The sequence below is a fragment of the Streptococcus mitis genome, from assembly GCF_026782895.1.
Taxonomy (GTDB): domain Bacteria; phylum Bacillota; class Bacilli; order Lactobacillales; family Streptococcaceae; genus Streptococcus; species Streptococcus mitis_CB.
The window spans coordinates 23,424-47,687 of the sequence record NZ_JAKUXJ010000005.1; the positions used below are offsets into that span (position 1 = coordinate 23,424).

At 40.5% G+C, this 24,264-nt stretch carries 26 protein-coding genes, 2 tRNA genes, 3 pseudogenes and 2 other annotated features (1 of these 33 cut by a window edge); of the genes and pseudogenes, 21 read left to right on the forward strand and 10 right to left on the reverse strand.

The genetic code is table 11. From position 1 onward, the window contains the following. Positions 1-214, forward strand: a binding site (T-box leader); it begins 10 nt to the left of the window's first position. 66 nt (positions 215-280) lie between these two features. From trpB (MK480_RS07100) to trpA, 8 genes are all read left to right on the forward strand, one after another. Continuing rightward, on the forward strand, positions 281-1,459 hold the full coding sequence (trpB, locus tag MK480_RS07100; protein WP_050252720.1) for a tryptophan synthase subunit beta: 1,179 nt from the start codon (positions 281-283) through the stop codon (positions 1,457-1,459). Further along, positions 1,456-1,681 (forward strand) — a binding site (T-box leader). Its footprint overlaps the gene before it by 4 nt. Positions 1,682-1,752: 71 nt before the next feature. Continuing rightward, positions 1,753-3,114, forward strand: a complete 1,362-nt coding sequence (trpE, locus tag MK480_RS07105; RefSeq protein WP_268707426.1) for an anthranilate synthase component I — start codon at positions 1,753-1,755, stop codon at positions 3,112-3,114. Next, the gene (locus MK480_RS07110) at positions 3,111-3,677 is read left to right on the forward strand and encodes an aminodeoxychorismate/anthranilate synthase component II (protein WP_268707427.1); all 567 of its coding nucleotides are present in this window, start codon (positions 3,111-3,113) and stop codon (positions 3,675-3,677) included. The genes trpE and MK480_RS07110 overlap by 4 nt, the downstream gene beginning before the upstream one ends. Before the next feature lie 10 nt (positions 3,678-3,687). Next, positions 3,688-4,692: an anthranilate phosphoribosyltransferase gene (gene trpD / locus MK480_RS07115; RefSeq protein WP_268707428.1), complete on the forward strand. Its 1,005-nt coding sequence runs from the start codon at positions 3,688-3,690 to the stop codon at positions 4,690-4,692. Further along, a complete protein-coding gene (trpC, locus tag MK480_RS07120) occupies positions 4,689-5,456 on the forward strand; it encodes an indole-3-glycerol phosphate synthase TrpC (protein WP_268707429.1) in 768 nt (255 codons plus the stop codon). The genes trpD and trpC overlap by 4 nt, the downstream gene beginning before the upstream one ends. Further along, positions 5,443-6,042 carry a phosphoribosylanthranilate isomerase gene (locus MK480_RS07125; RefSeq protein WP_125424788.1) on the forward strand — a complete coding sequence of 200 codons (600 nt, stop codon included), beginning with the start codon at positions 5,443-5,445 and terminating at the stop codon, positions 6,040-6,042. Before trpC ends, MK480_RS07125 begins: the two co-directional genes overlap by 14 nt. Next, positions 6,020-7,243: a tryptophan synthase subunit beta gene (gene trpB, locus MK480_RS07130; RefSeq protein WP_000331265.1), complete on the forward strand. Its 1,224-nt coding sequence runs from the start codon at positions 6,020-6,022 to the stop codon at positions 7,241-7,243. Before MK480_RS07125 ends, trpB (MK480_RS07130) begins: the two co-directional genes overlap by 23 nt. Continuing rightward, the gene (gene trpA, locus MK480_RS07135) at positions 7,236-8,012 is read left to right on the forward strand and encodes a tryptophan synthase subunit alpha (RefSeq protein WP_268707430.1); all 777 of its coding nucleotides are present in this window, start codon (positions 7,236-7,238) and stop codon (positions 8,010-8,012) included. Before trpB (MK480_RS07130) ends, trpA begins: the two co-directional genes overlap by 8 nt. On the opposite strand, the gene MK480_RS07140 is transcribed toward trpA, so the two are convergent. Then, positions 7,984-8,643, reverse strand: coding sequence for a prepilin peptidase (locus MK480_RS07140; RefSeq protein WP_268707431.1), 660 nt, complete (start codon positions 8,641-8,643; stop codon positions 7,984-7,986). The genes trpA and MK480_RS07140 overlap by 29 nt on opposite strands. Positions 8,644-8,712: 69 nt before the next feature. Between MK480_RS07140 and MK480_RS07145 the strand changes: the two genes are divergently transcribed. Beyond that, positions 8,713-9,168 carry a GNAT family N-acetyltransferase gene (locus tag MK480_RS07145; protein WP_268707472.1) on the forward strand — a complete coding sequence of 152 codons (456 nt, stop codon included), beginning with the start codon at positions 8,713-8,715 and terminating at the stop codon, positions 9,166-9,168. A gap of 48 nt (positions 9,169-9,216) precedes the next feature. On the opposite strand, the gene MK480_RS07150 is transcribed toward MK480_RS07145, so the two are convergent. After that, a complete protein-coding gene (locus MK480_RS07150; protein WP_173304495.1) occupies positions 9,217-10,362 on the reverse strand; it encodes a low temperature requirement protein A in 1,146 nt (381 codons plus the stop codon). Positions 10,363-11,164: 802 nt separating this feature from the next. On the opposite strand from MK480_RS07150, the gene MK480_RS07155 reads away from it, so the two are divergent. Both MK480_RS07155 and MK480_RS07160 read left to right on the forward strand, forming a co-directional pair. Continuing rightward, on the forward strand, positions 11,165-12,454 hold the full coding sequence (locus tag MK480_RS07155) for a DUF308 domain-containing protein (RefSeq protein ID WP_261043797.1): 1,290 nt from the start codon (positions 11,165-11,167) through the stop codon (positions 12,452-12,454). A 9-nt stretch (positions 12,455-12,463) separates the two neighbouring features. Continuing rightward, positions 12,464-13,552 (forward strand): AI-2E family transporter, encoded by a 1,089-nt coding sequence (locus MK480_RS07160; protein WP_033681461.1) that lies wholly within the window; start codon positions 12,464-12,466, stop codon positions 13,550-13,552. A gap of 140 nt (positions 13,553-13,692) precedes the next feature. Here MK480_RS07160 and MK480_RS07165 read toward each other — a convergent pair. The 4 genes from MK480_RS07165 to MK480_RS07180 form a co-directional block, all read right to left on the reverse strand. After that, positions 13,693-13,765 (reverse strand) — tRNA-Lys (locus tag MK480_RS07165). A gap of 62 nt (positions 13,766-13,827) precedes the next feature. Next, complete coding sequence (locus MK480_RS07170) at positions 13,828-14,343, reverse strand: DUF308 domain-containing protein (RefSeq protein WP_033681462.1); 516 nt, start codon at positions 14,341-14,343, stop codon at positions 13,828-13,830. A gap of 357 nt (positions 14,344-14,700) precedes the next feature. Then, positions 14,701-14,773 (reverse strand) — tRNA-Lys (locus MK480_RS07175). Positions 14,774-15,037: 264 nt separating this feature from the next. Further along, on the reverse strand, positions 15,038-16,309 hold the full coding sequence (locus MK480_RS07180; RefSeq protein ID WP_125453784.1) for a replication-associated recombination protein A: 1,272 nt from the start codon (positions 16,307-16,309) through the stop codon (positions 15,038-15,040). A 408-nt stretch (positions 16,310-16,717) separates the two neighbouring features. Between MK480_RS07180 and MK480_RS07185 the strand changes: the two genes are divergently transcribed. Continuing rightward, on the forward strand, positions 16,718-16,915 hold the full coding sequence (locus MK480_RS07185) for a hypothetical protein (RefSeq protein WP_084888807.1): 198 nt from the start codon (positions 16,718-16,720) through the stop codon (positions 16,913-16,915). Positions 16,916-16,917: 2 nt separating this feature from the next. Then, on the forward strand, positions 16,918-17,244 hold the full coding sequence (locus tag MK480_RS07190; RefSeq protein WP_084888805.1) for a hypothetical protein: 327 nt from the start codon (positions 16,918-16,920) through the stop codon (positions 17,242-17,244). Positions 17,245-17,277: 33 nt separating this feature from the next. Here the strand turns inward: MK480_RS07190 and MK480_RS07195 are convergent. From MK480_RS07195 to MK480_RS07210, 4 genes and pseudogenes are all read right to left on the reverse strand, one after another. Continuing rightward, positions 17,278-17,471 (reverse strand): annotated as a pseudogene (locus tag MK480_RS07195) (CPCC family cysteine-rich protein); the annotation flags it as partial. Positions 17,472-17,685: 214 nt separating this feature from the next. Beyond that, positions 17,686-17,895, reverse strand: a pseudogene (locus MK480_RS07200) (CPCC family cysteine-rich protein); the annotation flags it as partial. Continuing rightward, a pseudogene (locus MK480_RS07205) lies at positions 17,893-18,072 on the reverse strand (CPCC family cysteine-rich protein); the annotation flags it as partial. The pseudogenes MK480_RS07205 and MK480_RS07200, both read right to left, overlap by 3 nt. A gap of 15 nt (positions 18,073-18,087) precedes the next feature. Then, positions 18,088-18,303 (reverse strand): hypothetical protein, encoded by a 216-nt coding sequence (locus MK480_RS07210; RefSeq protein WP_084888801.1) that lies wholly within the window; start codon positions 18,301-18,303, stop codon positions 18,088-18,090. Between the two features lie 398 nt (positions 18,304-18,701). On the opposite strand from MK480_RS07210, the gene MK480_RS07215 reads away from it, so the two are divergent. From MK480_RS07215 to MK480_RS07250, 8 genes are all read left to right on the forward strand, one after another. Beyond that, positions 18,702-18,881, forward strand: coding sequence for a type II toxin-antitoxin system HicA family toxin (locus MK480_RS07215; RefSeq protein WP_001132287.1), 180 nt, complete (start codon positions 18,702-18,704; stop codon positions 18,879-18,881). A 36-nt stretch (positions 18,882-18,917) separates the two neighbouring features. Next, positions 18,918-19,370 (forward strand): type II toxin-antitoxin system HicB family antitoxin, encoded by a 453-nt coding sequence (locus MK480_RS07220; protein WP_084888798.1) that lies wholly within the window; start codon positions 18,918-18,920, stop codon positions 19,368-19,370. A gap of 292 nt (positions 19,371-19,662) precedes the next feature. Next, positions 19,663-20,133 (forward strand): DUF3013 family protein, encoded by a 471-nt coding sequence (locus MK480_RS07225; protein WP_045592523.1) that lies wholly within the window; start codon positions 19,663-19,665, stop codon positions 20,131-20,133. Positions 20,134-20,151: 18 nt separating this feature from the next. Beyond that, entirely contained in the window at positions 20,152-21,219 is a 1,068-nt protein-coding gene (locus tag MK480_RS07230) for a M50 family metallopeptidase (RefSeq protein WP_192855686.1), read from the forward strand. A gap of 1 nt (position 21,220) precedes the next feature. Continuing rightward, complete coding sequence (locus MK480_RS07235; protein WP_084888794.1) at positions 21,221-21,649, forward strand: NUDIX hydrolase; 429 nt, start codon at positions 21,221-21,223, stop codon at positions 21,647-21,649. Then, complete coding sequence (locus tag MK480_RS07240) at positions 21,650-22,546, forward strand: GIY-YIG nuclease family protein (RefSeq protein WP_084888792.1); 897 nt, start codon at positions 21,650-21,652, stop codon at positions 22,544-22,546. Positions 22,547-22,561: 15 nt separating this feature from the next. After that, a complete protein-coding gene (prmA, locus tag MK480_RS07245) occupies positions 22,562-23,512 on the forward strand; it encodes a 50S ribosomal protein L11 methyltransferase (protein WP_084888790.1) in 951 nt (316 codons plus the stop codon). A 1-nt stretch (position 23,513) separates the two neighbouring features. Further along, complete coding sequence (locus tag MK480_RS07250) at positions 23,514-24,257, forward strand: 16S rRNA (uracil(1498)-N(3))-methyltransferase (protein WP_049543082.1); 744 nt, start codon at positions 23,514-23,516, stop codon at positions 24,255-24,257. The last annotated feature ends 7 nt before the right edge of the window (positions 24,258-24,264 follow it).

The following is a 24,264-nucleotide window of genomic DNA, read 5'->3' on the forward strand; positions in this document are numbered from 1 at the left end:
AGAAAAGTAACTATTTTTGATCTTCAGGGAGCCTGTGGTGATTGTGAACAGGTGGTTGGAAGTAGTGAAAGTGGGCTGATTTTAAAAATGAATTTGAAACAATGAAAATTCGGTGCGCACACCTTACAGTGCAACTTGTTGTTAGACAAGGCAGAGATGTAAAGGGATAGTCCCTTTATAATTGAGGTGGCACCGCGTTACCAACGCCCTCACGCAGAGTAATTTTCTGTGTGTGGGCTTTTTCATATCTTGAAATCAATACAGAAAGAGGAAAAATTTTATGACAACTAAAGGTTATTTTGGACAATTTGGTGGTAGTTTTGTACCGGAGCCGATTCAGGCTTTGCTAGATGAATTGGAAGTGACATTTGACAAGTACAAGGATGATCCAGAATTTTTGGCAGAATTTCGCCATTACTTAAAGGACTATTCAGGTCGCGAAACACCGCTCTATTTTGCGGAAAGTTTGACAGAGCACTTAGGTGGCGCTAAGATTTATCTCAAGCGCGAAGACCTGAACCACCTTGGTTCTCACAAGCTCAACAACGTTTTAGGACAAATCCTTCTTGCCAAACGTATGGGCAAAAAACGAGTGATTGCGGAAACAGGAGCTGGTCAGCACGGTGTTGCGACAGCAGCGGCTGCAGCCAAGTTTGGGATGGCCTGTGATGTCTACATGGGAGCAGAGGATGTGGAACGTCAACGTCTCAATGTTTTCCGTATGGAGATGATGGGAGCAACTGTTCATGCAGTTGAAACGGGAACACGAACTCTTAAGGATGCGGTTGATGCAGCCTTTGGAGCATGGATGAATGACCTTGAAGCCTTCTATGTTCTGGGATCTGCTGTAGGTCCTCACCCTTATCCTACAATTGTTCATGAATTCCAAAAGGTCATCAGTGAAGAATCTCGCCGTCAAATCTTAGAAAAAGAAGGCCGTTTACCAGACTACGTTATTGCCTGTGTAGGTGGTGGTTCCAATGCCATTGGTGCTTTTTCACAGTATGTGGCTGATGAAGAAGTTAAATTGGTTGGGGTCGAAGCTGCTGGTCATGGACTTGACACAGACAAGCACGCAGCTACTATGACAAAAGGTAGTATCGGAATTGTTGACGGCATGAAGACCTATGCAGTCTTTAAGGAAGATGGAGAGCTAGCTCCAGTTTACTCTATCTCAGCTGGTTTGGACTATCCAGGGGTTGGTCCAGAACACGCCTACTTTAAAGATTCTGGCCGCGTAGAATATGTGGCAGCGACAGATGAAGAAGCGGTTCAAGCCTTGCTCCTTCTTAGTAAGACAGAAGGAATTATCCCAGCGATTGAAAGTTCGCATGCCATCGCAGAAGCAGTTAAACGTGCACCGAAACTAAGTAAAGATGAGATTATCATCATCAATGTCTCTGGTCGTGGAGACAAGGATGTAGCTGCTATTGCAGACTACCTTGAAGCTAAAAAATAAGAGATGGAAAAATTACAGTCTTTTCTCTCACAGAGAGCTTGTGGTTACTGGAAACAAGCAGAGAAAGCTGTAAGGTTGGGTCCATCTGAAACGAGAGAAGAAAACATAATTCTCAAGGGAGTGCCCTTTATCGCACAGCCTGTTACAGGAGGTTTCTGAGACAGGAATGAGAGATAGGAGAAATCCTATAATTGAGGTGGCACCGCGAATTTCGTCCTCACGCAAGTTATTTTGCGTGGGGATTTTTCATACAGTTGTCACGAACTAGAATTAGAACTGAAAGGGAAAATACAATGGAACGAATCATTCATGGAGATGTCTTATCACCAATCTTGGCTTATATGCGCCTAAAGGGGCAACACAAGGTTATTTTAGAAAGTATTCCGAGGGACAAGGAAACAGCTCGTTTTTCTATCCTAGCCTATAATCCTGTTTTTGAGATTAAGTTTGAAAATGGGGTCCTTTATCAAAATGGGCAAGTGATTGATCGTGATCCCTTGGATTGTCTTTATGAAGTGACTCATAAGAGCCAACACCATTCAGATCTCCCTTTTGGTGGGGGAGCCATTGGATTTGTTGGCTACGATATGATTTCGCTTTATGAAGAAATTGGTCAAATCCCTCAAGATACAATTGGGACTCCAGACATGCATTTCTTTGTCTATGAGAGTTACATGGTCTTTGACCACAAGAAGGAAAAAATTCATGTCATCGAGGATGCTCTCTATAGTGAGCGTAGTCAAGAAGACTTGGAAAAAGCCTTAAACCAAGTGCTTGAGGAATTACGCATTCCTGCTACAAATGAATTTGAAGACTTGGATCTATCTCCGTTAGACTTCAAACCGCATATCGCTCCTCAAAAATTTGAGGAAATGGTGGAAACAGCTCGTGACTTGATTCGTAATGGCGACATGTTCCAGTGCGTACTCAGTCAGCGCTTCTCAGCAGAAGTTACTGGAAATCCATTTGACTTCTACAGAAATCTCCGCGTGACTAATCCTTCTAATTACCTTTATTTCTATGATTTTGGAGATTATCAAATCATCGGTGCCAGTCCAGAAAGTTTGGTTTCTGTCAAAAACGGCATCGTAACAACCAATCCGATTGCAGGTACGCGACCAAGAGGAGCTACGGATGAAGAAGACAAGGCTTTGGCGACAGACCTGCTTTCGGATGAGAAGGAAACAGCAGAGCATCGGATGTTAGTAGACTTGGGACGAAATGATATTGGTCGCATCTCTGAAACGGCCAGTGTCCAAGTCACTAAGTATATGGAAGTGGAGCTTTTCCGTTATGTTATGCATTTGACCAGTGTGGTCAAGGGGCGTTTGCTTCCAGAACTCACAGCCATGGATGCCTTGAAAGCAACACTTCCTGCTGGAACAGTTTCAGGAGCACCAAAGATTCGAGCGATGAGACGCATCTATGAACTGGAAACAGAAAAACGTGGCGTATACGCAGGAGCAATCGGCTACTTGTCTGCGACGGGTGATATGGATTTTGCCATTGCCATCCGAACTATGATTCTCAAAACTCAAACAGCCTATGTGCAGGCTGGGGCAGGGATTGTCTACGACTCCATCGCCCAAAACGAATACCAAGAAACCATTAACAAAGCTAAATCTATGACTAGAATTGGAGAACTAAGACCATGATTTTATTGATTGACAACTATGATTCTTTTACCTATAACTTGGCCCAATACATTGGGAATTTTGCAGAAGTACAGGTCTTGAGAAATGATGATCCCAAGCTGTATGAAGAAGCTGAAAAAGCAGATGGTCTGGTCTTTTCTCCTGGTCCTGGTTGGCCAGTTGATGCTGGAAAGATGGAAGACATGATTCGTGATTTTGCTGGCAAGAAGCCGATTCTTGGGATTTGTTTGGGCCACCAAGCCATTGCAGAAGTCTTTGGTGGTAAGCTAGGATTGGCTCCAAAAGTCATGCATGGGAAACAGAGCAATATCAGCTTTGAAGCCCCATCTATTTTATATCAAGGCATCGAGGATGGCCGTGCGGTCATGCGTTACCACAGTATTTTGATTGAAGACATGCCAGAAGACTTTGAAGTGACAGCTCGTTCGACTGATGACCAAGCTATTATGGGAATTCAACACAAAACTCTTCCAATTTATGGCTTCCAGTACCATCCAGAGAGTATTGGAACGCCAGATGGCTTGTCTTCTATTCGGAATTTTATCGAGCAGGTTGTAAAGTGAGGAAACTAGGATGAAAGAGATTATTGAAAAGTTAGCGAAATTTCAAGATTTATCAAGTGTGGAGATGACAGATGTCATTGAGCGTATCGTTACTGGACGTGTAACGGAAGCGCAGATTGCTTCTCTTCTATTAGCTCTTAAGATGAAGGGGGAAACACCTGAAGAGCGTACAGCTATTGCCCAAGTTATGAGAGGACATGCCCAACATATTCCAACTGAAATTCATGGTGCCATGGACAACTGTGGTACAGGTGGGGACAAGTCCTTCAGCTTTAACATCTCCACAACTGCAGCCTTTGTCTTGGCTGGTGGCGGTGTTCACATGGCAAAACACGGTAACCGCTCGATTTCTTCTAAATCTGGTTCTGCAGATGTTCTCGAAGCCTTGGGAATCAACTTAGACCTCAAACCAGCTGAACTAGGTAAGGTCTTTGATAAAACTGGAATCGTCTTTCTCTTTGCTAAAAATATGCACCCAGCTATGAAATATATCATGCCAGCTCGTTTGGAATTGGGAATTCCAACGATTATGAACTTGACTGGTCCCCTGATTCACCCAATGGCTTTGGAAACACAGCTTCTTGGTATTAGTCGTCCAGAACTTCTAGAAAGTACAGCTCAGGTTTTGAAAAATATGGGTCGCAAACGTGCCATCGTTGTTGTTGGGCCAGAAGGATTGGATGAAGCTGGCTTGAATGGAACAACCAAGATTGCTCTTCTGGAAAATGGCGAAATCACCTTGTCAAGCTTTACTCCAGAGGATTTGGGAATGGAACGCTACGCTATCGAAGATATTCGTGGAGGCAACGCTCAGGAAAATGCAGAAATTTTGCTTAGCGTTCTTAAAAACGAACCAAGCCCATTCTTGGAAACTACAGTCTTAAATGCTGGTCTTGGTTTCTATGCCAATGGTAAGGTAGCTAGTATTAAGGAAGGAGTTGCCTTGGCTCGTGAAGTGATTGCTAGTGGCAAGGCCCTTGAAAAACTCAGACTGTTACAGGAGTACCAAAAATGAGTCAGGAATTTTTAGCACGAATTTTGGAGCAGAAGGCGCGTGAGGTGGAGCAGATGGAGCTGGAGGAAATCCAGCCCCTGCGCCAGACCTATCGCTTGGCTGACTATCTAAAACAACACCAAGACCGTTTACAGGTAATCGCTGAAGTTAAGAAGGCTAGTCCTAGTTTGGGAGATATCAATCTCGATGTGGATATTGTGCAACAAGCCCAGACTTATGAAGCAAATGGTGCAGTGATGATTTCGGTTTTGACAGATGAGGTTTTCTTTAAAGGGCATTTGGATTATCTACGGGAGATTTCCAGTCAGGTACAGATTCCGACGCTTAACAAGGACTTTATTATCGATGAAAAGCAAATCATCCGCGCTCGCAATGCAGGTGCGACAGTCATCCTGCTTATTGTGGCAGCCTTGTCAGAAGAACGTCTTAAGAAACTTTATGACTATGCGACAGAGCTTGGTCTGGAAGTTTTAGTGGAAACTCACAATCTAGCTGAACTAGAAGTGGCTCACAGACTTGGTGCCCAGATTATCGGGGTCAATAACCGTAACTTGACCACCTTTGAAGTTGACTTGCAGACCAGTGTAGATTTGGCTAAACATTTCAAAGATGATTGCTTGTACATTTCTGAATCGGCTATTTTCACAGGGCAGGATGCAGAGCGAGTAGCACCATACTTTAACGGAATTTTAGTAGGGACAGCTCTCATGCAGGCAGAAGATGTAGCCCAGAGAATCAAGGAGTTGCAGATTGACAAAGGTTAAAATTTGCGGATTATCGACAAAGGAAGCGGTGGAAACAGCCGTTTCAGCAGGGGCGGACTACATCGGTTTTGTCTTGGCACCTAGTAAAAGACAGGTGACCTTGGATCAGGCTGCTGAATTGGCAAAGTTCATTCCTTCAGACGTCAAAAAGGTTGGTGTATTTGTTTCACCAAGTCGGGCAGAACTGCTAGAAGCGATTGACAAAGCTGGCTTGGATTTGGTTCAAGTTCACGGTCAGGTAGCGGATGATTTGTTTGAGGACCTGCCCTGTGCTAGTATTCAGGCTGTTCAGGTGGATGGCGAGGGTCATGTGCCCAATTCTCAAGCAGATTATCTACTCTTTGATGCTCCTGTGGCAGGAAGTGGCCAGACCTTTGACTGGGGTCAACTGGATACGACTGGACTAGCTCAGCCCTTCTTTATCGCAGGTGGGCTTAAGGAAGACAATGTAGTAAAAGCAATTCAACACTTTACTCCCTATGCAGTAGATGTATCGAGCGGAGTGGAGACAGATGGACAAAAAGATCATGAAAAGATTAGAAGATTTATAGAGAGGGTAAAGCATGGCATATCAGGAACCAAATAAAGATGGATTTTACGGAAAATTCGGAGGACGTTTTGTCCCAGAAACATTGATGACAGCAGTTTTGGAGTTGGAGAAGGCCTATCGTGAAAGTCAGGCAGATCCAAGTTTCCAAGAGGAATTAAACCAGCTCTTACGCCAGTATGTAGGACGTGAAACGCCCCTTTACTACGCAAAAAACTTGACCCAGCATATTGGCGGAGCCAAGATTTATCTCAAACGTGAAGACCTTAACCATACAGGGGCCCACAAGATTAACAATGCCTTGGGACAAGTTTTGCTTGCCAAACGCATGGGTAAAAAGAAAATTATCGCTGAAACAGGTGCTGGTCAGCACGGTGTAGCAACTGCAACTGCTGCAGCCCTCTTTAACATGGAATGTACTATCTACATGGGTGAGGAAGATGTCAAACGCCAAGCTCTCAATGTCTTCCGCATGGAACTTTTAGGAGCCAAGGTTGAGGCTGTGACAGATGGTTCGCGCGTGCTCAAGGATGCGGTCAATGCAGCCCTTCGTTCATGGGTGGCTAATATCGATGATACCCACTATATCCTTGGTTCTGCCTTGGGGCCTCATCCTTTCCCAGAAATTGTTCGTGATTTCCAAAGTGTCATCGGTAGAGAAGCTAAACAACAGTACCGTGACTTGACAGGTCAAGATTTGCCAGATGCCCTAGTAGCCTGTGTTGGTGGTGGTTCTAATGCTATCGGCCTCTTCCATCCCTTTGTAGAAGATGAGTCTGTAGCTATGTATGGGGCTGAAGCAGCTGGACTTGGTGTAGACACAGAGCACCACGCAGCTACCTTGACCAAGGGTCGTCCGGGTGTCCTTCACGGTTCCCTCATGGATGTGCTCCAAGATGCCCATGGTCAAATTCTTGAAGCCTTCTCTATCTCAGCAGGTTTGGACTATCCTGGTATCGGTCCAGAACATTCTCACTACCACGATATTAAACGTGCCAGCTATGTTCCTGTGACAGACGAAGAAGCCTTGGAAGGATTCCAGCTCTTGTCTCGTGTGGAAGGGATTATCCCAGCCTTAGAATCTAGCCATGCTATCGCCTTTGCGGTGAAATTGGCCAAAGAACTCGGTCCAGACAAATCCATGATAGTCTGTCTATCAGGTCGTGGTGACAAGGATGTGGTTCAAGTCAAAGACCGCTTGGAAGCAGATGCAGCAAAGAAGGGAGAAGCTCATGCCTAAGACACTAACAGAAAAATTAAATGCTATTAAAGCAGCTGGAAAAGGAATTTTCGTTCCTTATATCATGGCTGGAGACCATGAGAAAGGTTTGGCTGGACTCGCTGAAACAATCAACTTTTTAGAAGATTTGGGTGTTTCGGCTATTGAAGTCGGTATTCCCTTTTCAGATCCTGTCGCAGATGGACCTGTTATAGAAGAAGCTGGCTTGCGCAGTCTAGCCCACGGAACTTCTACTCAGGCTTTGGTTGAAACCTTGAAAACCATTCAAACAGAGATTCCACTGGTCATCATGACCTACTTCAACCCCCTCTTTCAGTACGGTGTGGAGAACTTTGTCAAAGATTTGGCAGATACAGCGGTTAAGGGCTTGATTATTCCAGACCTTCCTCATGAGCATGCCAATTTTGTAGAGCCATTTTTGGCAGATACAGACATTGCTTTGATTCCTTTAGTAAGCTTGACCACAGGGATTGAGCGCCAGAAAGAGTTGATTAAAGGGGCAGAAGGATTTGTCTATGCCGTTGCTATCAACGGGGTGACAGGGAAATCAGGCAATTACCGTGCAGATTTGGACAAGCACTTGGCACAACTTCATCAAGTGGCCGATATCCCAGTTTTGACAGGTTTTGGCGTATCTAGTCAAGCCGATGTAGAACGCTTCAATGCGGTATCAGATGGCGTTATCGTCGGTTCAAAAATCGTAAAAGCTCTTCATCAAGGAGAGCCAATTCAGGACTTTATCAAACAAGCAGTAGCTTACCAAAAATAATCACACAAGCAGCAAGCAAGAGGAAAGGCACGAAAGGAAGTCTTTCCTTTTTCTTTTGCAGGAGAAAGGCTAGAATTCCCGTCGCAGAAGCAAACTGAATCAAGATCAGTAACTCCGTTACGCTAAAGACGAGAGCACAAGAAGCTAAAAAGAGAAAATCCCCTGCGCCCATGCGAATATCGATAAAATGAGCCACAATTCCAAGAGCAAGGAAGAAAATCATGACCAGATTCCAGCCGGAGCAGGCTATTAGGAGTAGATGAAAGACAAGCCAGACCAGTAAGGGATATTCCTGATGGCGAAAGTCGTAGATGCCCAAGGTCAAACCAGCAGTGATTAGGATGACTTGACTCAAGGAAAGCCAGCCCCAAGACCAAGCTAGAAAGAGGAGTCCTAAGCCTAGTTCAAAGAAGGCATACCAGACAGGATAGCGAACCTTGCAGTAGCGACAGCGAAAACGATTAACCACCTGCGAAAGGATAGGAATCAAATCTAGCGGACGCAAGCGAGTCTGACAGGAATCGCAGTGACTAGCAGGTTGGATAATAGATTGCTCTGGAAAACGGTCAATGACCAAACCAAGAAAGGATGCGAGAATGCTCCCGACAAGAAAAAAATAAAAATCAATCATACTTATCTATTCGTAAAAAATGGGAGAAGTAGTATAATGGAGAAACATAAACAAGATAATGAGGTCAAGATGACAATTCGTTTTGAAGAAAATGTGGGCACAGAAAATGCTCAGCTCGTCTGCCAATGGTCCAACTCCCTTGGCAAAGTTTTTCAAGAACAATGGATGGGAACAATGATTCCTTTTCCCTTGACAATTCAAGTTTTGCAAAATTTGGAAGGAATCTTTTCAATCTTTGAAGGACAAGAGTTTGTGGGGCTTATCCAGAAAATCAGGCTAGAAGACAGGAATCTTCATATCGGGAGATTTTTTATCAACCCCCAGAAACAGGGGCAAGGCTTAGGTAGCCAGGCATTAAGGAAATTTGTTAGTTTGGCTTTTGAAAATGGAGACATAGATAGTATTTCTCTAAATGTCTTCGAGTCAAATCAAGCAGCCAAGCATCTCTATCAAAAAGAAGGTTTTGAAATCGTTAAAACCATTGAAGCACCTGTACGAAAATACCTTATGAAAAAGTTTAGATAGAAAGCAAAAAAGCCTTGGTTCCCAAAGCTTTTTAATGTTATAAACTCATTAAAATAACTCCCAGTTAGATTTGGAATATTTTTTATTCTGTGTCATATAAAAATAAATAAAATGAATGGCTATAGCTAGAGCTAAAATGGTTGTTATACTCACTACTATTATAGGATTAGAAGCAAAGATTAAAGAGAGAATAAAGGCAGCCAGATAGAGTGTCGCTTGGACACAGTAGTAACTTTTCGAATAGCGAAGATAGTGTTTGTTATAGGGCCCATTTACTAGGACAGCAGCTTGAAAGAGGCCAAATCCGATATAAGAGAAGCTGGTTGCAAAGAGACGATTAGCTTCAGGATTCTGAAGAAAACTCATCGATACAGTCATCATCATAAGTCCAATGAAAATAGGATAGTGACTGTAAATTAGAAATAGTCCCTTTTGATTAGATTTTTCATCAATAGCATGGTCGAATTGACCAAAATAAAACAAGAACAGAGAAATCATAATAATGAGATAAAGAACCGAATAAATCGAGAAATTCTCGATTGTAAAGAAGTTAGCTAGATTCGTAATCATCTCTCCAAACGTAATAATGACAAGAAGGGAGATGCGCTCGATTAAATGGGGGAGATTTACCTGGTAATGCTTATCTTTATTAAGCAAGATACTTGGCATAATAAAGATAAACAGAATACTAGCAAAGAAGATATAGACTCTAACGTAAATAGGAAGAAGAGCTGCTAGATAGACTCCTAAACTTCCTAGACCTGTTATCCATAGAAAATCTTTGATACTTTCCCGTTCAACATCATCGGTTGATTTTCTAAAAAATTCAACCAAATATTGAAAAAATAAGGTAAGGGTTAATGTACCAATAGCCCAACAGAGATAATGAAAATATTGTTGCCAATCAGGTCCAATCATATTGGCTATAAAGAGTAAAAGTCCCATTTTGATAAACATGATTACCATGTTAAATAAAGAGTTCTTTCCATAGCGATTGGTATAATCGGTTTGAATCATCCAGGAATCGATGAGAACCAAAATAGCAATGAAAAAATCAAGGAAAGAATTCCAAGTCAAAATACCGTTATGAAGATGGTCGATTAAAGTAGTTACTTTTGAAATTGCAAAAACAAAAACTAAGTCATAAAAAAGTTCTGAAAATTCTACACGTTTATGTTTAATAAGAGTTGTCATCTTAAGACCTTTCTATTTTAGAAGTACAATTTATTATAACAGAAAATGGTAATGAGAGAAAAGGAGATGCTTAAATAACTTTATGTGGCGCTAATGAACTGCGCCACAAAAGTTAGGTTTTTTCTGTCCAACTTTTGGGGTCAGTACAGAAGGGCCGCTTTTTCTATCGTTTTTAGTGCTAAGACTACACAAAAAAGCCTTGTAAATCAAGGCTTTTTCCTGTTGATTTAGATGCCCCCTACAGGGATTTGGAAAGGACTTTCATATTGAGAGCAATTAAAAATATTGAAATATAAGTGATTTTAGGTATTTTCAATGTCATGATTTAAAAATGGGACAAAAGTGGGGCAAAAACCATACAGATTCTAAACTGTATGGTTCTTTTTTTATCTAACCAAGAAAGGTTAAAACTTATTAAAACACATGCAATCAACTGTTGAAAACTTTTTAGTCCGTGTAATATAAAAACAAGTAAAAAGTTGAACTATAGGGAATATTGTGTCATAATAGGTAATAGATGAATAATTAATAGATTGGAAATAATGCTTTCTTACCTTAACAAGTTGAATTGGTTATACATTTTTTCGTCGCAATTGTGTCTATCTCTCGAGTTTAGCTAGTTTTTATAAGCTCTGGTTTCTAATCAATATAACAAATTTTAGAAGTGCATAAGACAAGATGGTGACATTACTACAGTCATTTCTAGTCACCATATGTTGCTGGCACAGGCTGTTTGTAGTGTTGGCTATTTACTAGTCAGTTTAATCGGAGTGTTTAATTTTTATTGTTGAAAGGTTTTTATATGGCGAAAATTCTATCTTTAGGTCTGACAGGTAAGAAATTACTTGCTCAGGGGTTCTTGTTTGTTCTGCTAGGTCTCATCTTGATGGTCACGGGGACTTGGTTGCCAGTAAAGGTTATTCGACTGGTTCTGTTTTTAGCTTGGATAGCAACGGTCTTAGATTTAGTATTACGTATTTTCAAAAAAAGTCAGTCAACGGACACCTTGGGAGTTGCACTGGTTAAATTGTTAGTGCTGGGATATTTGCTTGGCTCCAATCTTGCGACGGATGTGCCGATTTATATTTTGGCTCTTGTGATTGGAGTTTATCAGATTTTTCATGCTAGTATTAACCTTGTCACCTATGTTCTCTACCGCAAAAACAAAATTCGACCTCGTTTTCGTCTCTTACTAGATGGACTCGTACTAGTTTTTCTTGGTGGGACTAGTCTTTTGTCCTCTACAGGAAATTCTGTCTTTCAACTCTTTGTATTAGGGGCTTATTTTTTCCTTTATGGTGTGTCCAATATCCGTGATGGTTTCTTGTTTGAGGAGGAAATTGGGAAAAACCATCTCAAACGTCGTGTAAGAATGAGCTTACCTATTGTCCTAGCCGCTCTCATCCCTGCAAGAACTTTAGCAAAAGTTAACAAATTTATGCTGGAAAATGCTGATGAGGAAGAAGATATCCATCTTGGAATAGTGAAGTCTGGTAAGACAGCGGAGCTTGAAATTTTTGTTCATACAGCTGAGACCTCTCTGTTTTCGGCAATTGGTCATGTGGATATCTGCTATCAAGGCCGTGTTATTTCTTATGGCAACTATGATCCGTCTTCTGAGACCTTATTTGGCATGGTAGGAGATGGTGTCTTATATTTCTGTGATCGTGACAAGTACATTGACCTATGTAAACGTGAGAGTCAAAAAACGCTTTTTGGTTATGGGATAGATTTGACGCCTGAAATGGAAAAAGCAGTTCAGAAAAAGTTGGCTGAATTGAAACAACTGACGATTCCATGGGAGCCAAGTGCAGATAAAATCATGACAGGGGATGGTAAGGAAGACTACACCTACGCTTATAAAATCAGACATGAGACAGATGGGGAACTTTATAAATTTATCAAATCTAAGTTTAAATCCTACTTTGTCTTATCTACAAACTGTGTGCTCTTGGCTGATACCATAGTCGGTCAGGCTGGCACCGATATCCTCTCACCCAAAGGATTTATCGCTCCAGGAACTTACCAAGCCTACCTTAATCGAGAGTTTGAAAAACCAAATAGTATAGTCGTATCTAAACATGTTTATTAAGGAGAATTTATGAACTTAGTAAAAAAATACACCCCGTTAATACTTTTTATAGGGCTGGTTGCTCTTGTAATTCTGAATGCATCGAGCTTTATATCAGGAGCAATCTCTCTCTTTGATGTAATATCAACCTTGATTTATGGTGCTGTTATTGCTTTTGTGCTTAATGTTCCTATGAAAAAAATTGAACAGTACTTAGTTAAATTGAAGGTAAAGGCAGAGTTGCGTCGTCCGATTGCCATGGTACTTGTTTTCCTAGCTCTTATCTTAATCGTGATTGCTCTTTTGGTTTTGGTGCTGCCAACCCTAGCTCAGACTATTAGTCAGCTGGGAACAGTCCTTTCAACAGTCCTTACTCAACTTGGGAAATTTCTAGGCAGCTCGGAATTTGTAACCAAAGACATGTTGTCAACTATCGTATCAGGCATACAGGGACAATCTAGTTCTATTAGCCAAGCTTTGATAGGTTTTTTATCAGGTCTGACTAGTAATATCGGCAATATTTTTTCAAGTTTGATGAATGCCTTTTTGATTATAGTCTTCACCTTTTTATTTTTATCCAGTAAGGAACATTTGGCAGCGATGACGAGTCGACTTCTAAAAGTTTTTCTTCCAGAGAAGGTGGTGATAAAGTTGACTTACATTGGACAAGTAGCACTAGAGACTTATGACCAATTTTTGATGAGTCAGCTGATTGAAGCAGTTATCATAGGAGTTATGATAGCGGTTGGTTACAGCGTGTTTGGGATACCCTATGGAGTAATGACAGGTATCTTTGCAGGAGTGCTATCGTTCATTCCTTATGTAGGGCCTATGATTGCTTGTGTTGTGGGAGCGATTTTTATCTTCACAGTGAGTCCTACTCAAGCCTTACTTTCTCTTCTTCTATATCAAGTTATACAGCTGATTGAAGGAAACCTTATTTATCCTAGAGTTGTAGGTCAGTCTATTGGTTTGCCAGCTATTTTCACGCTTGCGGCTGCTAGTATTGGAGGGAATCTTTTCGGACTACTTGGGATGATATTCTTTACACCGATATTTGCTGTTATCTATCGATTGGTTAAGGAATTTGTCGTTGCAAAGGAAAATCAGCTAGATTAAGAAAAACTAAATTTAATAAGATATACTGAGAAGAGAGTGAGAGATTCTCTTCTCTTTTATTTTTAAATACTTTTCTACAAAAAGCTATTAGACGTTAAAAAAAGCCTTGGTTTCAAGGCTTATTTCTGTTGATTTAGATGTGCCCCCTGCAGGGCTCGAACCTGCGCCCCATAGCTTAAGAGTCTACTGCTCTACCAACTGAGCTAAGGAGGCAACAGAAAAAGCTGAGAATGTAACTTCCCAGCTATTTTAATATGCCCAAAATGGCAGCTAGATTATTTACGAAAGGCATCAAGGATATAGGTGAAACCAACAATTAAAAATGCAAAGGCAACGACATAAACGACAAAGACACTTGTAGCTACTGGATTGAACAAAATCACTAGACCTAGTAAAAATGCAAGCAACGCTATCCACATGATATGGTTGCCAATAATAGGGAAAATCAATCCCAGACGATTGCCTTTAAAGAAAGCTATAATGGCTTCTACAATTAACCAAATTCCTAAAATAGTTGGAATGACAACTGGCAGCGTCACAAAGCCATAGGCAACGAGGTAAAGAGCTAAGAGAAGATTAACAATCCCTTGGAAAAGATGAGCTGGTGAGCGAAGCTCTTTTGGTACAGAGAAATAGCCTAAAATAGCTGCTATAGAAGAAACCAGTAAACCAAATGCAATCCACCAGCTGTAAACAACAAGATTAGCTACTGGGTTTGTAAATAGGAAAAGTCCTAAAAGGACAAAAACAACTCCTGCAAGGAATAGCAGTAAACGATTAGAAAATTTCATTTCAATACCCCCTATATAGTATAGTATAGTATAGTTTAATAATAAAAATATTATACACCTTTTTAGAGGAAATGTCAATAAACAAAATGGAAAATTTGGAAGTTTCAGTCTGATTTATGAAAAGAAAATCAGTTTTTATTATTTTGAAAATAAAAAGAGAAGATAAAATTTGTCTTCTCTACATGAAAATATTGTATGGCATCAAAGCAAAAGTAACTGGCTTTACACTATTTGTAAAGATGTAATTTGATTCAAAAAGAAAAGATAGATTTAAAATGTGGGACAAATGATGGGGTAAATCAGTTATAGACAAGCAAAAAAGCCTTGGTTATCAAGGCTTTTCCTGTTGTATTTAGATGCCCCCTACAGGGATCGAACCTGTGACCCACGGATTAAGAGTCCGCTGCTCTGCCAGCTGAGCTAAGGAGGCAAAGAAAAAAGCTGTATTGGTGCCGAAACTTCACGGTTTGTATTGAACCCGCGCAATTAAGCAGGTGGGCAACTCGCTCTAACTGAAGCTGTTTCCGTGTGAGACGGCCTACATGCTGTTAGAAGACTTTTGTTTCCCTAATAATACAAAAAATAGTCGGTCAACACTTAAGTGTGAAGTCGTACACCACAGCGTTTCTATGTTTATATGATACCACTTTTTCAAAAAAAATCAAGAGGAAAGTGCAATTTTTTGAAAAGGATTTCAGATTTTTCGCAAACGGTCGATAGCTTCCTTTCTTTGAGCCAAAGCCCGTTCATATTTACCAGTATCTTCTGCTTGGAAATAGTGATGATTACGAATTTTTTCTGGTAGATAGTCTTGCTTGACCCAATTTCCAGGATAGTTGTGTGGATAGAGATAGTCTTGAGCATTCCCCAGTTCCTTGCTTCCACTGTAGTGCCCATCACGCAGGTGTCGCGGAATAGGCAAGTGCCCTGATGTTTTGAGGTCGGCAAGAGCCTTATCCATAGCCACATAGGCTGAGTTGGATTTTGGAGAAAGGGCCAAATCAATCACGACATTGGCAATGAGAATGCGAGCTTCGGGAAAACCAATCTTTTGGGCGGCGTCCAGAGCAGTCACGGTATGAATCTGGGCTTCAGGGTTGGCCAAACCGATATCTTCATAGGCGATAACAGTTAAACGACGAGCGAGACTAGGCAAATCGCCAGCCTCAATCAAGCGGGCAGCATAGTGGAGACTGGCATCCACATCTGAGCCACGGATAGACTTTTGCAGGGCTGAGAGAACATCATAGTGGCCATCTCCATCCTTATCCATAGTGATGTAGCTCTGCTGCAGGCTATTTTCCATGATGTCGAGGGTGATGTGGCGGATGCCCTTATCATTCTCAGGGGTAGAGAGAGCTGCCAAATCCAGTGAGTTGAAGGCAGAGCGAAGGTCTCCGTTTGTAGAGGTAGCAATAAAATCCAGCGCATCTTCATCTAGTTCTACTGGAAAATCAAAACCACGCTCAGGGTTACTTAGAGCTATCTGCAGGGCCTCCTTGACGTCTTGGTTAGACAGAGGTTCCAACTCAAAAATTTGAACACGGCTACGAATGGCAGGAGTGACAGAGAAGAAAGGATTTTCAGTCGTAGCGCCAATCATGATGACCAGACCACTTTCCAAGAGAGGTAAGAGGAAGTCTTGCTTGGTTTTATCTAGTCTATGAATCTCGTCTAGCAATAGGACGAGACCACCAGAGAATTTAGCCTCTTCCGCAATTTCTTGCAGTCGCTTTTTACTATCAACTGTCGCATTAAAGGTCCGAAAGGCATACTTGGTCGTTCCAGCGATGGCCGAGGCAATACTGGTCTTGCCGATTCCCGGAGGTCCGTAGAGAATCATGGAGGATAGGCGATTGGCTTCCACCATGCGACGGATGATTTTTCCAGGTCCGACCAGATGCTCCTGACCGATGACCTGGTCTATGGTTTTAGGGCGCATGCGAAGCGCGAGATTGTCTGGCATAGCAGTCCTTTCTAACGTGGATTTTAGTGTCATATTTTTTGAGTAGAATGACTCATCTAATATATCTTACTATGTCCATTCTAGCCTATTAGTTGTGATATTTCAATGGTTTTGTAATATTCAGGGTGTGAGATAGAATCTTTTTGACTATTTAATTTAATGAGGAGAGGCATCAGCATGAGATAATGGATTTCCCTTAAAACTCAAAATAGGATAGTTGAGCCTAAAGAAGTGGAAGTGCTGACTTGAGAAATAATATTGCTAAATGTTATTGCATGAACTATAATGAAAAGAGAGGTGATAAGTAGTGGAAATAATGGAATTACCAAGTTAGGAAGTTTTCTTGGTAAAGTACATAGTAGATATAAATTTAGATAGCAATATTTGAAAAGGAGAAAATGGAACTAGATGAATACTTCAAATTCAAAGCTACTTGAAAATAAGTCATTTATGGAACTTGACGGACTAGTTGGTTTACCAAATGGAGTGAAATCAGCACCTATGAAATACAATCTTGGAAAAATTAACAAATATTTAAACGAAACAGGAAAAGAATTTAAAGAACTGACTGTTCTGGAACTAAAACAATTTGAGAGAGTTAAATAAAGATGGGACTAGATAAAAGGTTTGTGGAGAAAGCCTTTGCCAGTGGCAAAGATAGAGTGAATAGAGCGATTTTTGTAAAACCTGAAGAGCTTATTGAACTATCTGATGAAGATTTAAGTTATTTTGGGGAAGGTATTTTTTATTGCTTACCTCGTAGCAAATTTGTAGAAAGTCATAAAGATGAGATTAGAGAGAAATACAATCTTTCTAACGAATTACCAAAGATAAATGGCATCTATTTAGGGATTTTTTTAAAAATGAGGTCATGGGATAGAATTAGAAAAACCAAACCAAGCTTAAAAGAAATTATAAACATGGTTGAAAAGTGAAATAGTAGCTATATATTTTATATTATTGGAATTCCCTTTTGCGTAAGCTTCTTTGGCTTCTGCAAGTGTCATTTCATTAGGGCCGCCATCTATATTAGTTTCTCCTGTATTTTGCCACTGACAGACGTCAAGATGTCATACACTGCTGTAACAGTCCCACATACTGGACAATGGACATATTTGCTACCGTTAATAATGATTAAATTCTCTTTTCCAGTCTTATTCATTTAAGGTTACTCCCAACACTATACAAATATATTAGCTATTTCAATACACTACTTTTTCAATATCATTGATTGTAATTGTTATGGTATCCCAGTCTTTCGGGGAATCTCCTATGTCAGCAATAAAAGTATCTTCACTTAACTTTTCGACAATTGTCGCCGTTTGACCGTTTTTTAACAACACTGTATCAAATTCTAGAATTTTTACGATTTTTCTCCTTGCGTAAGCTTCTTTGGCTTCTGCGAGAGTCATCTTGTTAGGGCCACCGTCAATATTTATAATACCCGTATTTTGCCAACGACAGACGTCACAGATATCATAGTCCATAACTTCAGTTCCGCAAACAGGGCAATGTAGCCATAAATATCCATCAATTACCCAAGTCTTTTGTGATTCATTTATGTCGTTTTTCCTTTTATAAGCCATTTTTGCTTCAGCAAGCGTTATTTTATTAGGACCGCCATCGATATTAAATGCTCCCGTATTTTGCCAATGACAAACATCGCAAATATCATAAGTTTCTACTAAAGTTCCACATACAGGGCAATGCACATGCTCCCAACCATCAATGAAAATTAAATTTTCTTTTTTAGTTTTATTCATGATAAACAACTCCTGTTATTTTGTAATACCGTCTTGAGTTAACTCTATTGATGCGATTTCAGATTCATTAAATCCAACATATGGATATTTATCTGTTCTTATTTTAATTTCATCATAGAGTTCATCTTCTGTATCAAGTTTCCCTGTAAAGCTATTACAATGACTCTCTAAAATTTGACCGTCAACAAAAACAACCCTAATTTCTTTTCCTAAATATTGTTCTAAATTCATTACTGATTTCCTTTCCAATATTATACTTCAAATCAAGTGATATTACTAATGAATAAAGTATGGTAAATGATAAAACAGTTTATCTGACAATGCAAGTTTCTCGTCTGCTGAATGTATTGATTTAGTAGTTTTTGCTAGTCTTTTATAAAAATCGTAATATAATTTTGGGTGATAATCATTTTTTAATGAAGAGAGGAGAAGTAATGTTAAGATTGAATCGCGCCATTTCTAGTGGGTCGAGAAAAGCAGGAACTCTGATAGTTCTGTCTATCCGTTTATATAAGGCTTCCCTTAGAACCACATCTAGGGGATTTTATGTATAAGAGAATAATAAGTATCACTCCTTTACAATACGTGTAGCACGTGTTATAATGGTGTTGTCAGGAGGTAAAAGCGCTATGCCTATGACACAAAAAGAGATGGTTAAACTCCTTACGGCCCATGGTTGGATAAAGACTAGAGGCGGTAAAGGTTCCCATATTAAAATGGAGAAGCAAGGAGAAAGACCTATCACAATCCCTCATGGTGAGCTGAATAAGTACACTGAAAGAGGGATAAGAAAGCAAGCTGGGTTGTAAAATTCAGCCCCTGCTTTTTGATATGGAGGTAGTGAGATGTTAGTTACGTATCCAGCTTTATTTTATTATGACGATACAGACGGAGCAGAAGCGACTTATTTTGTCCATTTCCCGGATTTTGAATACTCAGCGACACAAGGAGAGGGGATTTCTGAGGCTCTGGCTATGGGTTCAGAGTGGTTAGGCATAACTGTTGCAGATTTGATAGAGAGTGATGAAGACTTGCCCCAGCCATCAGATATCAATAGCTTGTCTTTAATTGATAATGATCCTTTTAAAGATGATGAAGATTTCGTGTCAACCTATGACCTTGATAAATCTTTTATTTCTATGGTATCTGTTGATGTATCAGAGTATTTAGGAAGTCAGGAACCCATTAAAAAGACCTTGACCATACCAAGATGGGCAGATAAGTTGGGACGAGAAATGGGACTTAACTTTTCTCAGACTTTGACAGACGCTATTGCAGATAAGAAAATTCAAGCCTAAGATTAAGTGTGACATCGTGGGAATAGTCAATAAAAAAAGCACTCCTAATTGTGCTGGTTACTTGTCTATTGATCCTATAGATTTGCTAGCCCTTTCGAGGGCTTTTTGTGTTGAGTTTTTGGAAAAAATAAGGAAATCAACCGTTTAAGAAAATCACTAATACCAAGGGTTTAAATGAGGTAATATGGTATAATTAGGACATAAAATAATTTTGTGGTAAGATGGTAGTATCTATTTTAGCATATTTCCGAGCAATCGGGGCGATTTAAGAGTCGCATAGAAAGAGGACAAAATGGCAACATATGGATTTTTAGATGTTTTAGAGGAAGAGTTGGAGAAGAACTTTCCCTTTGACTTTGAGATTAGTTGGGACAAGCGTAACCACGCAGTTGAAGTGAGTTTTCTATTGGAAGCGCAAAACGCTACAGGTGTGGAGATGGTGGATGAGGACGGAGAGGTTTCGTCAGATGACATTCTCTTTGAAGAAGCAGTTCTTTTCTACAATCCTGCCAAATCAACCGTCAATGAGGAAGACTATTTGACTGTCATACCTTATCTTCCAAAAAAAGGATTTTCTCGTGAATTTTTAGCATATTTTGCTCTTTTCCTTAAAGATACTGCTGAGGTTGGGCTAGATGCCCTTATGGACTTTTTGGAAGACCCAGAAGCAGAAGAATTTGTCATGGAATGGAACCAAGAAGTCTTTGAAGAAGGAAAAGTAGGTTTGGAAGAGGGAGAGTTTTATCCTTATCCGAGATACTAGGAGTTGGTTGGAAATGTTATGAAGAAAATTGGGATTTATTTGGTTTATGTGCTAGCTGTTGTCTTTATTATGCTGGCTTTTGCTTGTGGAACAATCGCATTTGCAGAGTTGGGGTATTCCGCAGTTTTAGTCTTTACTTTTGGTTATTCCTTCGCTCTTCTAAGTATATATTTAATCTTTATTCTTCATGAGCTGGGACATGCTTTTTGTGGCTACTTGACAGGCTATCGGCTGGTGGCTTTTGGATTAGGACATTTTATTTTGACCAAAAAGTCAGGCAAGTTTCGTCTTAGTAGAACAGCCATTCTGAAAAATGTTGGTGCTCAATACATTGGTTTAAAAGAGGATGAAAGCGATCAAAGAATCATCCTGATGCTTTCAGGAGGCTTGATGGTTCATCTCAGCTTGATATTATTGGCGATAGTGTTTGGATTTTTGACAAGAAGCTGGTATTTTGCAGGGACTTGGATTTTTCTTAATTTGTCTTTCTTCCTAAATAACATTTTGCCAGTCGGCATCACCGATGGCGCAAAAATTTGGGAATTGCTACAATACCCTGAAAATACGAAATTCGCCTACTTGATGTTGAGGCATTCTGCCCAGACCTTGCTAGCTCCTCAAGAATATGATTTAAAAGACTTTATCATACCTGTTGATGAGGAGGCGAGAGGGAGTTTTGCAGAAAGTGTTCAGACTCTTCAGGGATTGGTATTCATATTGGATGATAATATAGAGCTTGCAAAGCAACAGTTTCAGTCTGTGTTAGAGAAAACAGACAATCCAATGTCTAAAACTATTTCTCAATTATACCTTCTTCAAATTGCTCTGATAGAAGGAGATAATAAGAAAGCGGAAGAATATGCAAGTATTCGAGGGGTCAAATCCTTTTTATCTATAAAAACAGCAGATATGCAGGTCATTCAATCTTGGTATCAATTTAAGGTAAGGAAAGATGTAGTTCAAACTCACAAGGCTATGAAGATTGCTAAGCAGAAAATGGATAGTAGTCGAATGTTGAGGGACGAGAAACGCTATTATGAAAACTGGTTAGCCGAGCTGGAAAAGGAATTAACCGAAGGAGTCTAATATGGAAATAGAGATTTCTGATTTCACAGGTTGTAAGATTGCTTTGTTTTGTGGGGATAAGCTCTTGACCATCTTACGCGATGATAAGGCAAGTATTCCCTGGCCCAATATGTGGGAACTGCCCGGTGGGGGACGCGAAGGGGATGAAAGTCCTTTTGAGTGCGTGGAGCGTGAAGTTTTTGAGGAACTGGGCATTCATTTGACTGAGGATTGTCTGCTTTGGAGTAAGGTTTATCCAAGTATGCTTTTTACAGACAAACAGTCCGTTTTTCTAGTTGGTCAGTTAACACAGAACCAGTTTGACAGTATCGTATTTGGAGATGAAGGACAGGGCTATCAGCTCATGAATGTTGAGGAATTTCTTAGTTCCAGTCAAGTTGTACCTCAGTTGCAGAATAGAGTGAGAGATTATTTGGAGGAAGTTCGATAAATGGCGAAGCGTAGCAAAAATATCAATATGTTTCTCATGGATGGTGAAGTGACTGGAAAAATCAAATGTACTTTGTCAAATTGGACGGGAGTGATTTACAAAATACCTCGTATTCAGTTGGGAGATTTGAAGTCGCGTGATGAAATGAAACAAAGTGGTATTTATTTCTTATTTGGTCGAGATGAAGATAAACAGAAAGATGTGACCTATATTGGTCAGGCGACAACTCGGAAAAATGGTGAAGGGGTATTGTTGCGAATTCAAGAGCATACCCGCGATACTCACGCAGATTATTTTAATGACGTCATCATTCTAACAACTCAAAATAATTCTTTTGGTCCAACAGAAATTAGCTATTTGGAAAATAAATTTACTCAACTTGCTAAAGAAGCTGGTCGCTACATTGTGAAAAATGGGAATGATCCAAATCCTGGTAATGTGACTGAGGAAAAGGAATCTGAACTGGATGAAATTGTTGAAAATACGCTAATGATTATTGGAACTTTAGGTTATCGTGTTTTTATTCCAATGACAAAGAAAGTTAGTCAAGATTTGACTGATAATCATTCAACTTATCTTTATTTAAAGCGTAAAACTAAGAAATCTAACAAAGTAATAGAAGCAACTTATGAACGGACAACTGAAGGTTTTGTTGTTTTAGAAGGAAGTCAAGTAGAAATAAAGGATTCTCCATACCTTCCAGCAAGTTTAAAAGAAATGCGTCAGAATTTAATAGCTTCTCGGATCATTCAAGATGGGGTGTTAAAAGAAAAACAACTCTTTTCTAGCCCTTCTTATGCAGCGGCTTTTTTGCTGGGTATGCAAACGAACGGTCGAACTGATTGGAAAAATCAGGATGGAAGAACTTTAAAAGAATTGGAAGAATTAATAGATTGATAAGGAAAATACATAATGGAAACATGGCAAGAGTTAAAAGTTACAGTTAAGCGTGAGGGGGAGGAGTTAGTTTCCAATCTCTTGATTGAGCTGGGAGCGCAAGGTGTTGCAATCGAAGATAGTATGGACTATGTGGGAAATGTTGACCGCTTCGGCGAGATTTTCCCAGAGGTCGAGCAACAGGAAGAAATTGTAGTGACGGCCTACTACCCTGATACGGTTGATGTGGCAGTGGTTGAGACGGATTTGCAGGCTCGCCTAGCAGAATTGACAGATTTTATGGACTTGGGAGAGGTCAAAATGGGGACCACTGCCTTGGCTGAGGAAGACTGGGCAGACAACTGGAAGAAATACTATGAACCAGCTCGTATCACTCATGATTTGACCATCGTGCCGTCTTGGACAGACTATGGGTCGACTGCTGGAGAAAAGATTATCAAGCTAGATCCTGGTATGGCCTTCGGGACAGGAACCCACCCAACTACCAAGATGAGCCTCTTTGCTTTGGAGCAGGTTCTTCGTGGTGGTGAAACAGTGCTAGATGTGGGGACTGGTTCAGGTGTCCTCTCTATTGCCAGCTCGCTTCTGGGTGCTAAGGAAATTTTCGCCTACGACCTAGATGATGTGGCGGTTCGTGTGGCTCAGGAAAATATTGAACTCAACCCTGGTATGGAAAACATCCATGTAGCAGCAGGAGATTTGCTTAAGGGAGTTGAGATTGAGGCAGATGTGATTGTAGCTAATATCTTGGCGGATATCCTCGTTCATCTGACGGATGATGCTTATCGCTTGGTCAAGGATGAAGGCTACCTCATCATGAGTGGAATTATCAAGGACAAGTGGGACATGGTGCGCGAGTCGGCTGAGTCAGCTGGATTTTTCCTCGAAACTCACATGGTTCAAGGGGAATGGAATGCCTGTGTCTTTAAGAAAACCAAGGATATTTCAGGTGTGATTGGAGGCTAACATGCAACAGTATTTTGTCAAAGGAAGTGCTATCTCTCCTGTCACCATCGAGGACAAGGAAACTATCAAGCATATGTTTCAGGTTATGCGCTTGAAAGAAGATGATGAGGTTACTTTGGTCTTTGATGATGGAATTAAGCGCTTGGCGCGTGTGTTGGATGTGGAAGCCCGTCAGTTTGAGTTGATCCAAGAATTGGCTAATAATGTGGAACTGCCCGTTCAAGTGACCATTGCATCTGGCTTTCCTAAGGGAGACAAGCTGGAGTTCATTACTCAAAAAGTAACCGAACTGGGTGCCAGCCAAATCTGGGCCTTTCCTGCCGATTGGTCGGTCGCCAAATGGGATGGCAAGAAATTGGGTAAAAAGGTTGAAAAACTAGAAAAAATTGCCCTTGGAGCGGCAGAGCAAAGCAAGCGTAATATCGTTCCAAGTATTCAGCTTTTTGAGAAGAAAGCAGATTTTCTAGCCCAACTTGACCAGTTTGACCGCATCGTAGTGGCTTATGAAGAGTCGGCCAAAGAAGGTGAAGCCGCTGCGCTCTTACAAGCGGTCTCTGGTCTTGAAAAAGGAGCCAAACTGCTCTTTATCTTTGGACCAGAAGGTGGTCTGTCACCTGCAGAAATCGAAAGTTTTGAAGCTAAGGGAGCAGTCTTGGCAGGTCTTGGTCCTCGTATTTTGCGAGCAGAAACAGCACCACTTTACGCTTTATCAGCCCTTAGTGTTTTATTAGAATTAGAGAAATAAGAGGAAG

Coding starts and splice junctions, on each gene's coding strand:
- trpB (WP_050252720.1), top strand. CDS start 281: ATGACAACTAAAGGTTATTTTGGACAATTTGGTGGTAGTTTTGTACCG.
- trpE (WP_268707426.1), top strand. CDS start 1,753: ATGGAACGAATCATTCATGGAGATGTCTTATCACCAATCTTGGCTTAT.
- MK480_RS07110 (WP_268707427.1), top strand. CDS start 3,111: ATGATTTTATTGATTGACAACTATGATTCTTTTACCTATAACTTGGCC.
- trpD (WP_268707428.1), top strand. CDS start 3,688: ATGAAAGAGATTATTGAAAAGTTAGCGAAATTTCAAGATTTATCAAGT.
- trpC (WP_268707429.1), top strand. CDS start 4,689: ATGAGTCAGGAATTTTTAGCACGAATTTTGGAGCAGAAGGCGCGTGAG.
- trpB (WP_000331265.1), top strand. CDS start 6,020: ATGGCATATCAGGAACCAAATAAAGATGGATTTTACGGAAAATTCGGA.
- trpA (WP_268707430.1), top strand. CDS start 7,236: ATGCCTAAGACACTAACAGAAAAATTAAATGCTATTAAAGCAGCTGGA.
- MK480_RS07140 (WP_268707431.1), bottom strand. CDS start 8,643: ATGATTGATTTTTATTTTTTTCTTGTCGGGAGCATTCTCGCATCCTTT.
- MK480_RS07145 (WP_268707472.1), top strand. CDS start 8,713: ATGACAATTCGTTTTGAAGAAAATGTGGGCACAGAAAATGCTCAGCTC.
- MK480_RS07150 (WP_173304495.1), bottom strand. CDS start 10,362: ATGACAACTCTTATTAAACATAAACGTGTAGAATTTTCAGAACTTTTT.
- MK480_RS07155 (WP_261043797.1), top strand. CDS start 11,165: ATGGCGAAAATTCTATCTTTAGGTCTGACAGGTAAGAAATTACTTGCT.
- MK480_RS07160 (WP_033681461.1), top strand. CDS start 12,464: ATGAACTTAGTAAAAAAATACACCCCGTTAATACTTTTTATAGGGCTG.
- MK480_RS07170 (WP_033681462.1), bottom strand. CDS start 14,343: ATGAAATTTTCTAATCGTTTACTGCTATTCCTTGCAGGAGTTGTTTTT.
- MK480_RS07180 (WP_125453784.1), bottom strand. CDS start 16,309: ATGCCAGACAATCTCGCGCTTCGCATGCGCCCTAAAACCATAGACCAG.
- MK480_RS07185 (WP_084888807.1), top strand. CDS start 16,718: ATGAATACTTCAAATTCAAAGCTACTTGAAAATAAGTCATTTATGGAA.
- MK480_RS07190 (WP_084888805.1), top strand. CDS start 16,918: ATGGGACTAGATAAAAGGTTTGTGGAGAAAGCCTTTGCCAGTGGCAAA.
- MK480_RS07210 (WP_084888801.1), bottom strand. CDS start 18,303: ATGAATTTAGAACAATATTTAGGAAAAGAAATTAGGGTTGTTTTTGTT.
- MK480_RS07215 (WP_001132287.1), top strand. CDS start 18,702: ATGCCTATGACACAAAAAGAGATGGTTAAACTCCTTACGGCCCATGGT.
- MK480_RS07220 (WP_084888798.1), top strand. CDS start 18,918: ATGTTAGTTACGTATCCAGCTTTATTTTATTATGACGATACAGACGGA.
- MK480_RS07225 (WP_045592523.1), top strand. CDS start 19,663: ATGGCAACATATGGATTTTTAGATGTTTTAGAGGAAGAGTTGGAGAAG.
- MK480_RS07230 (WP_192855686.1), top strand. CDS start 20,152: ATGAAGAAAATTGGGATTTATTTGGTTTATGTGCTAGCTGTTGTCTTT.
- MK480_RS07235 (WP_084888794.1), top strand. CDS start 21,221: ATGGAAATAGAGATTTCTGATTTCACAGGTTGTAAGATTGCTTTGTTT.
- MK480_RS07240 (WP_084888792.1), top strand. CDS start 21,650: ATGGCGAAGCGTAGCAAAAATATCAATATGTTTCTCATGGATGGTGAA.
- prmA (WP_084888790.1), top strand. CDS start 22,562: ATGGAAACATGGCAAGAGTTAAAAGTTACAGTTAAGCGTGAGGGGGAG.
- MK480_RS07250 (WP_049543082.1), top strand. CDS start 23,514: ATGCAACAGTATTTTGTCAAAGGAAGTGCTATCTCTCCTGTCACCATC.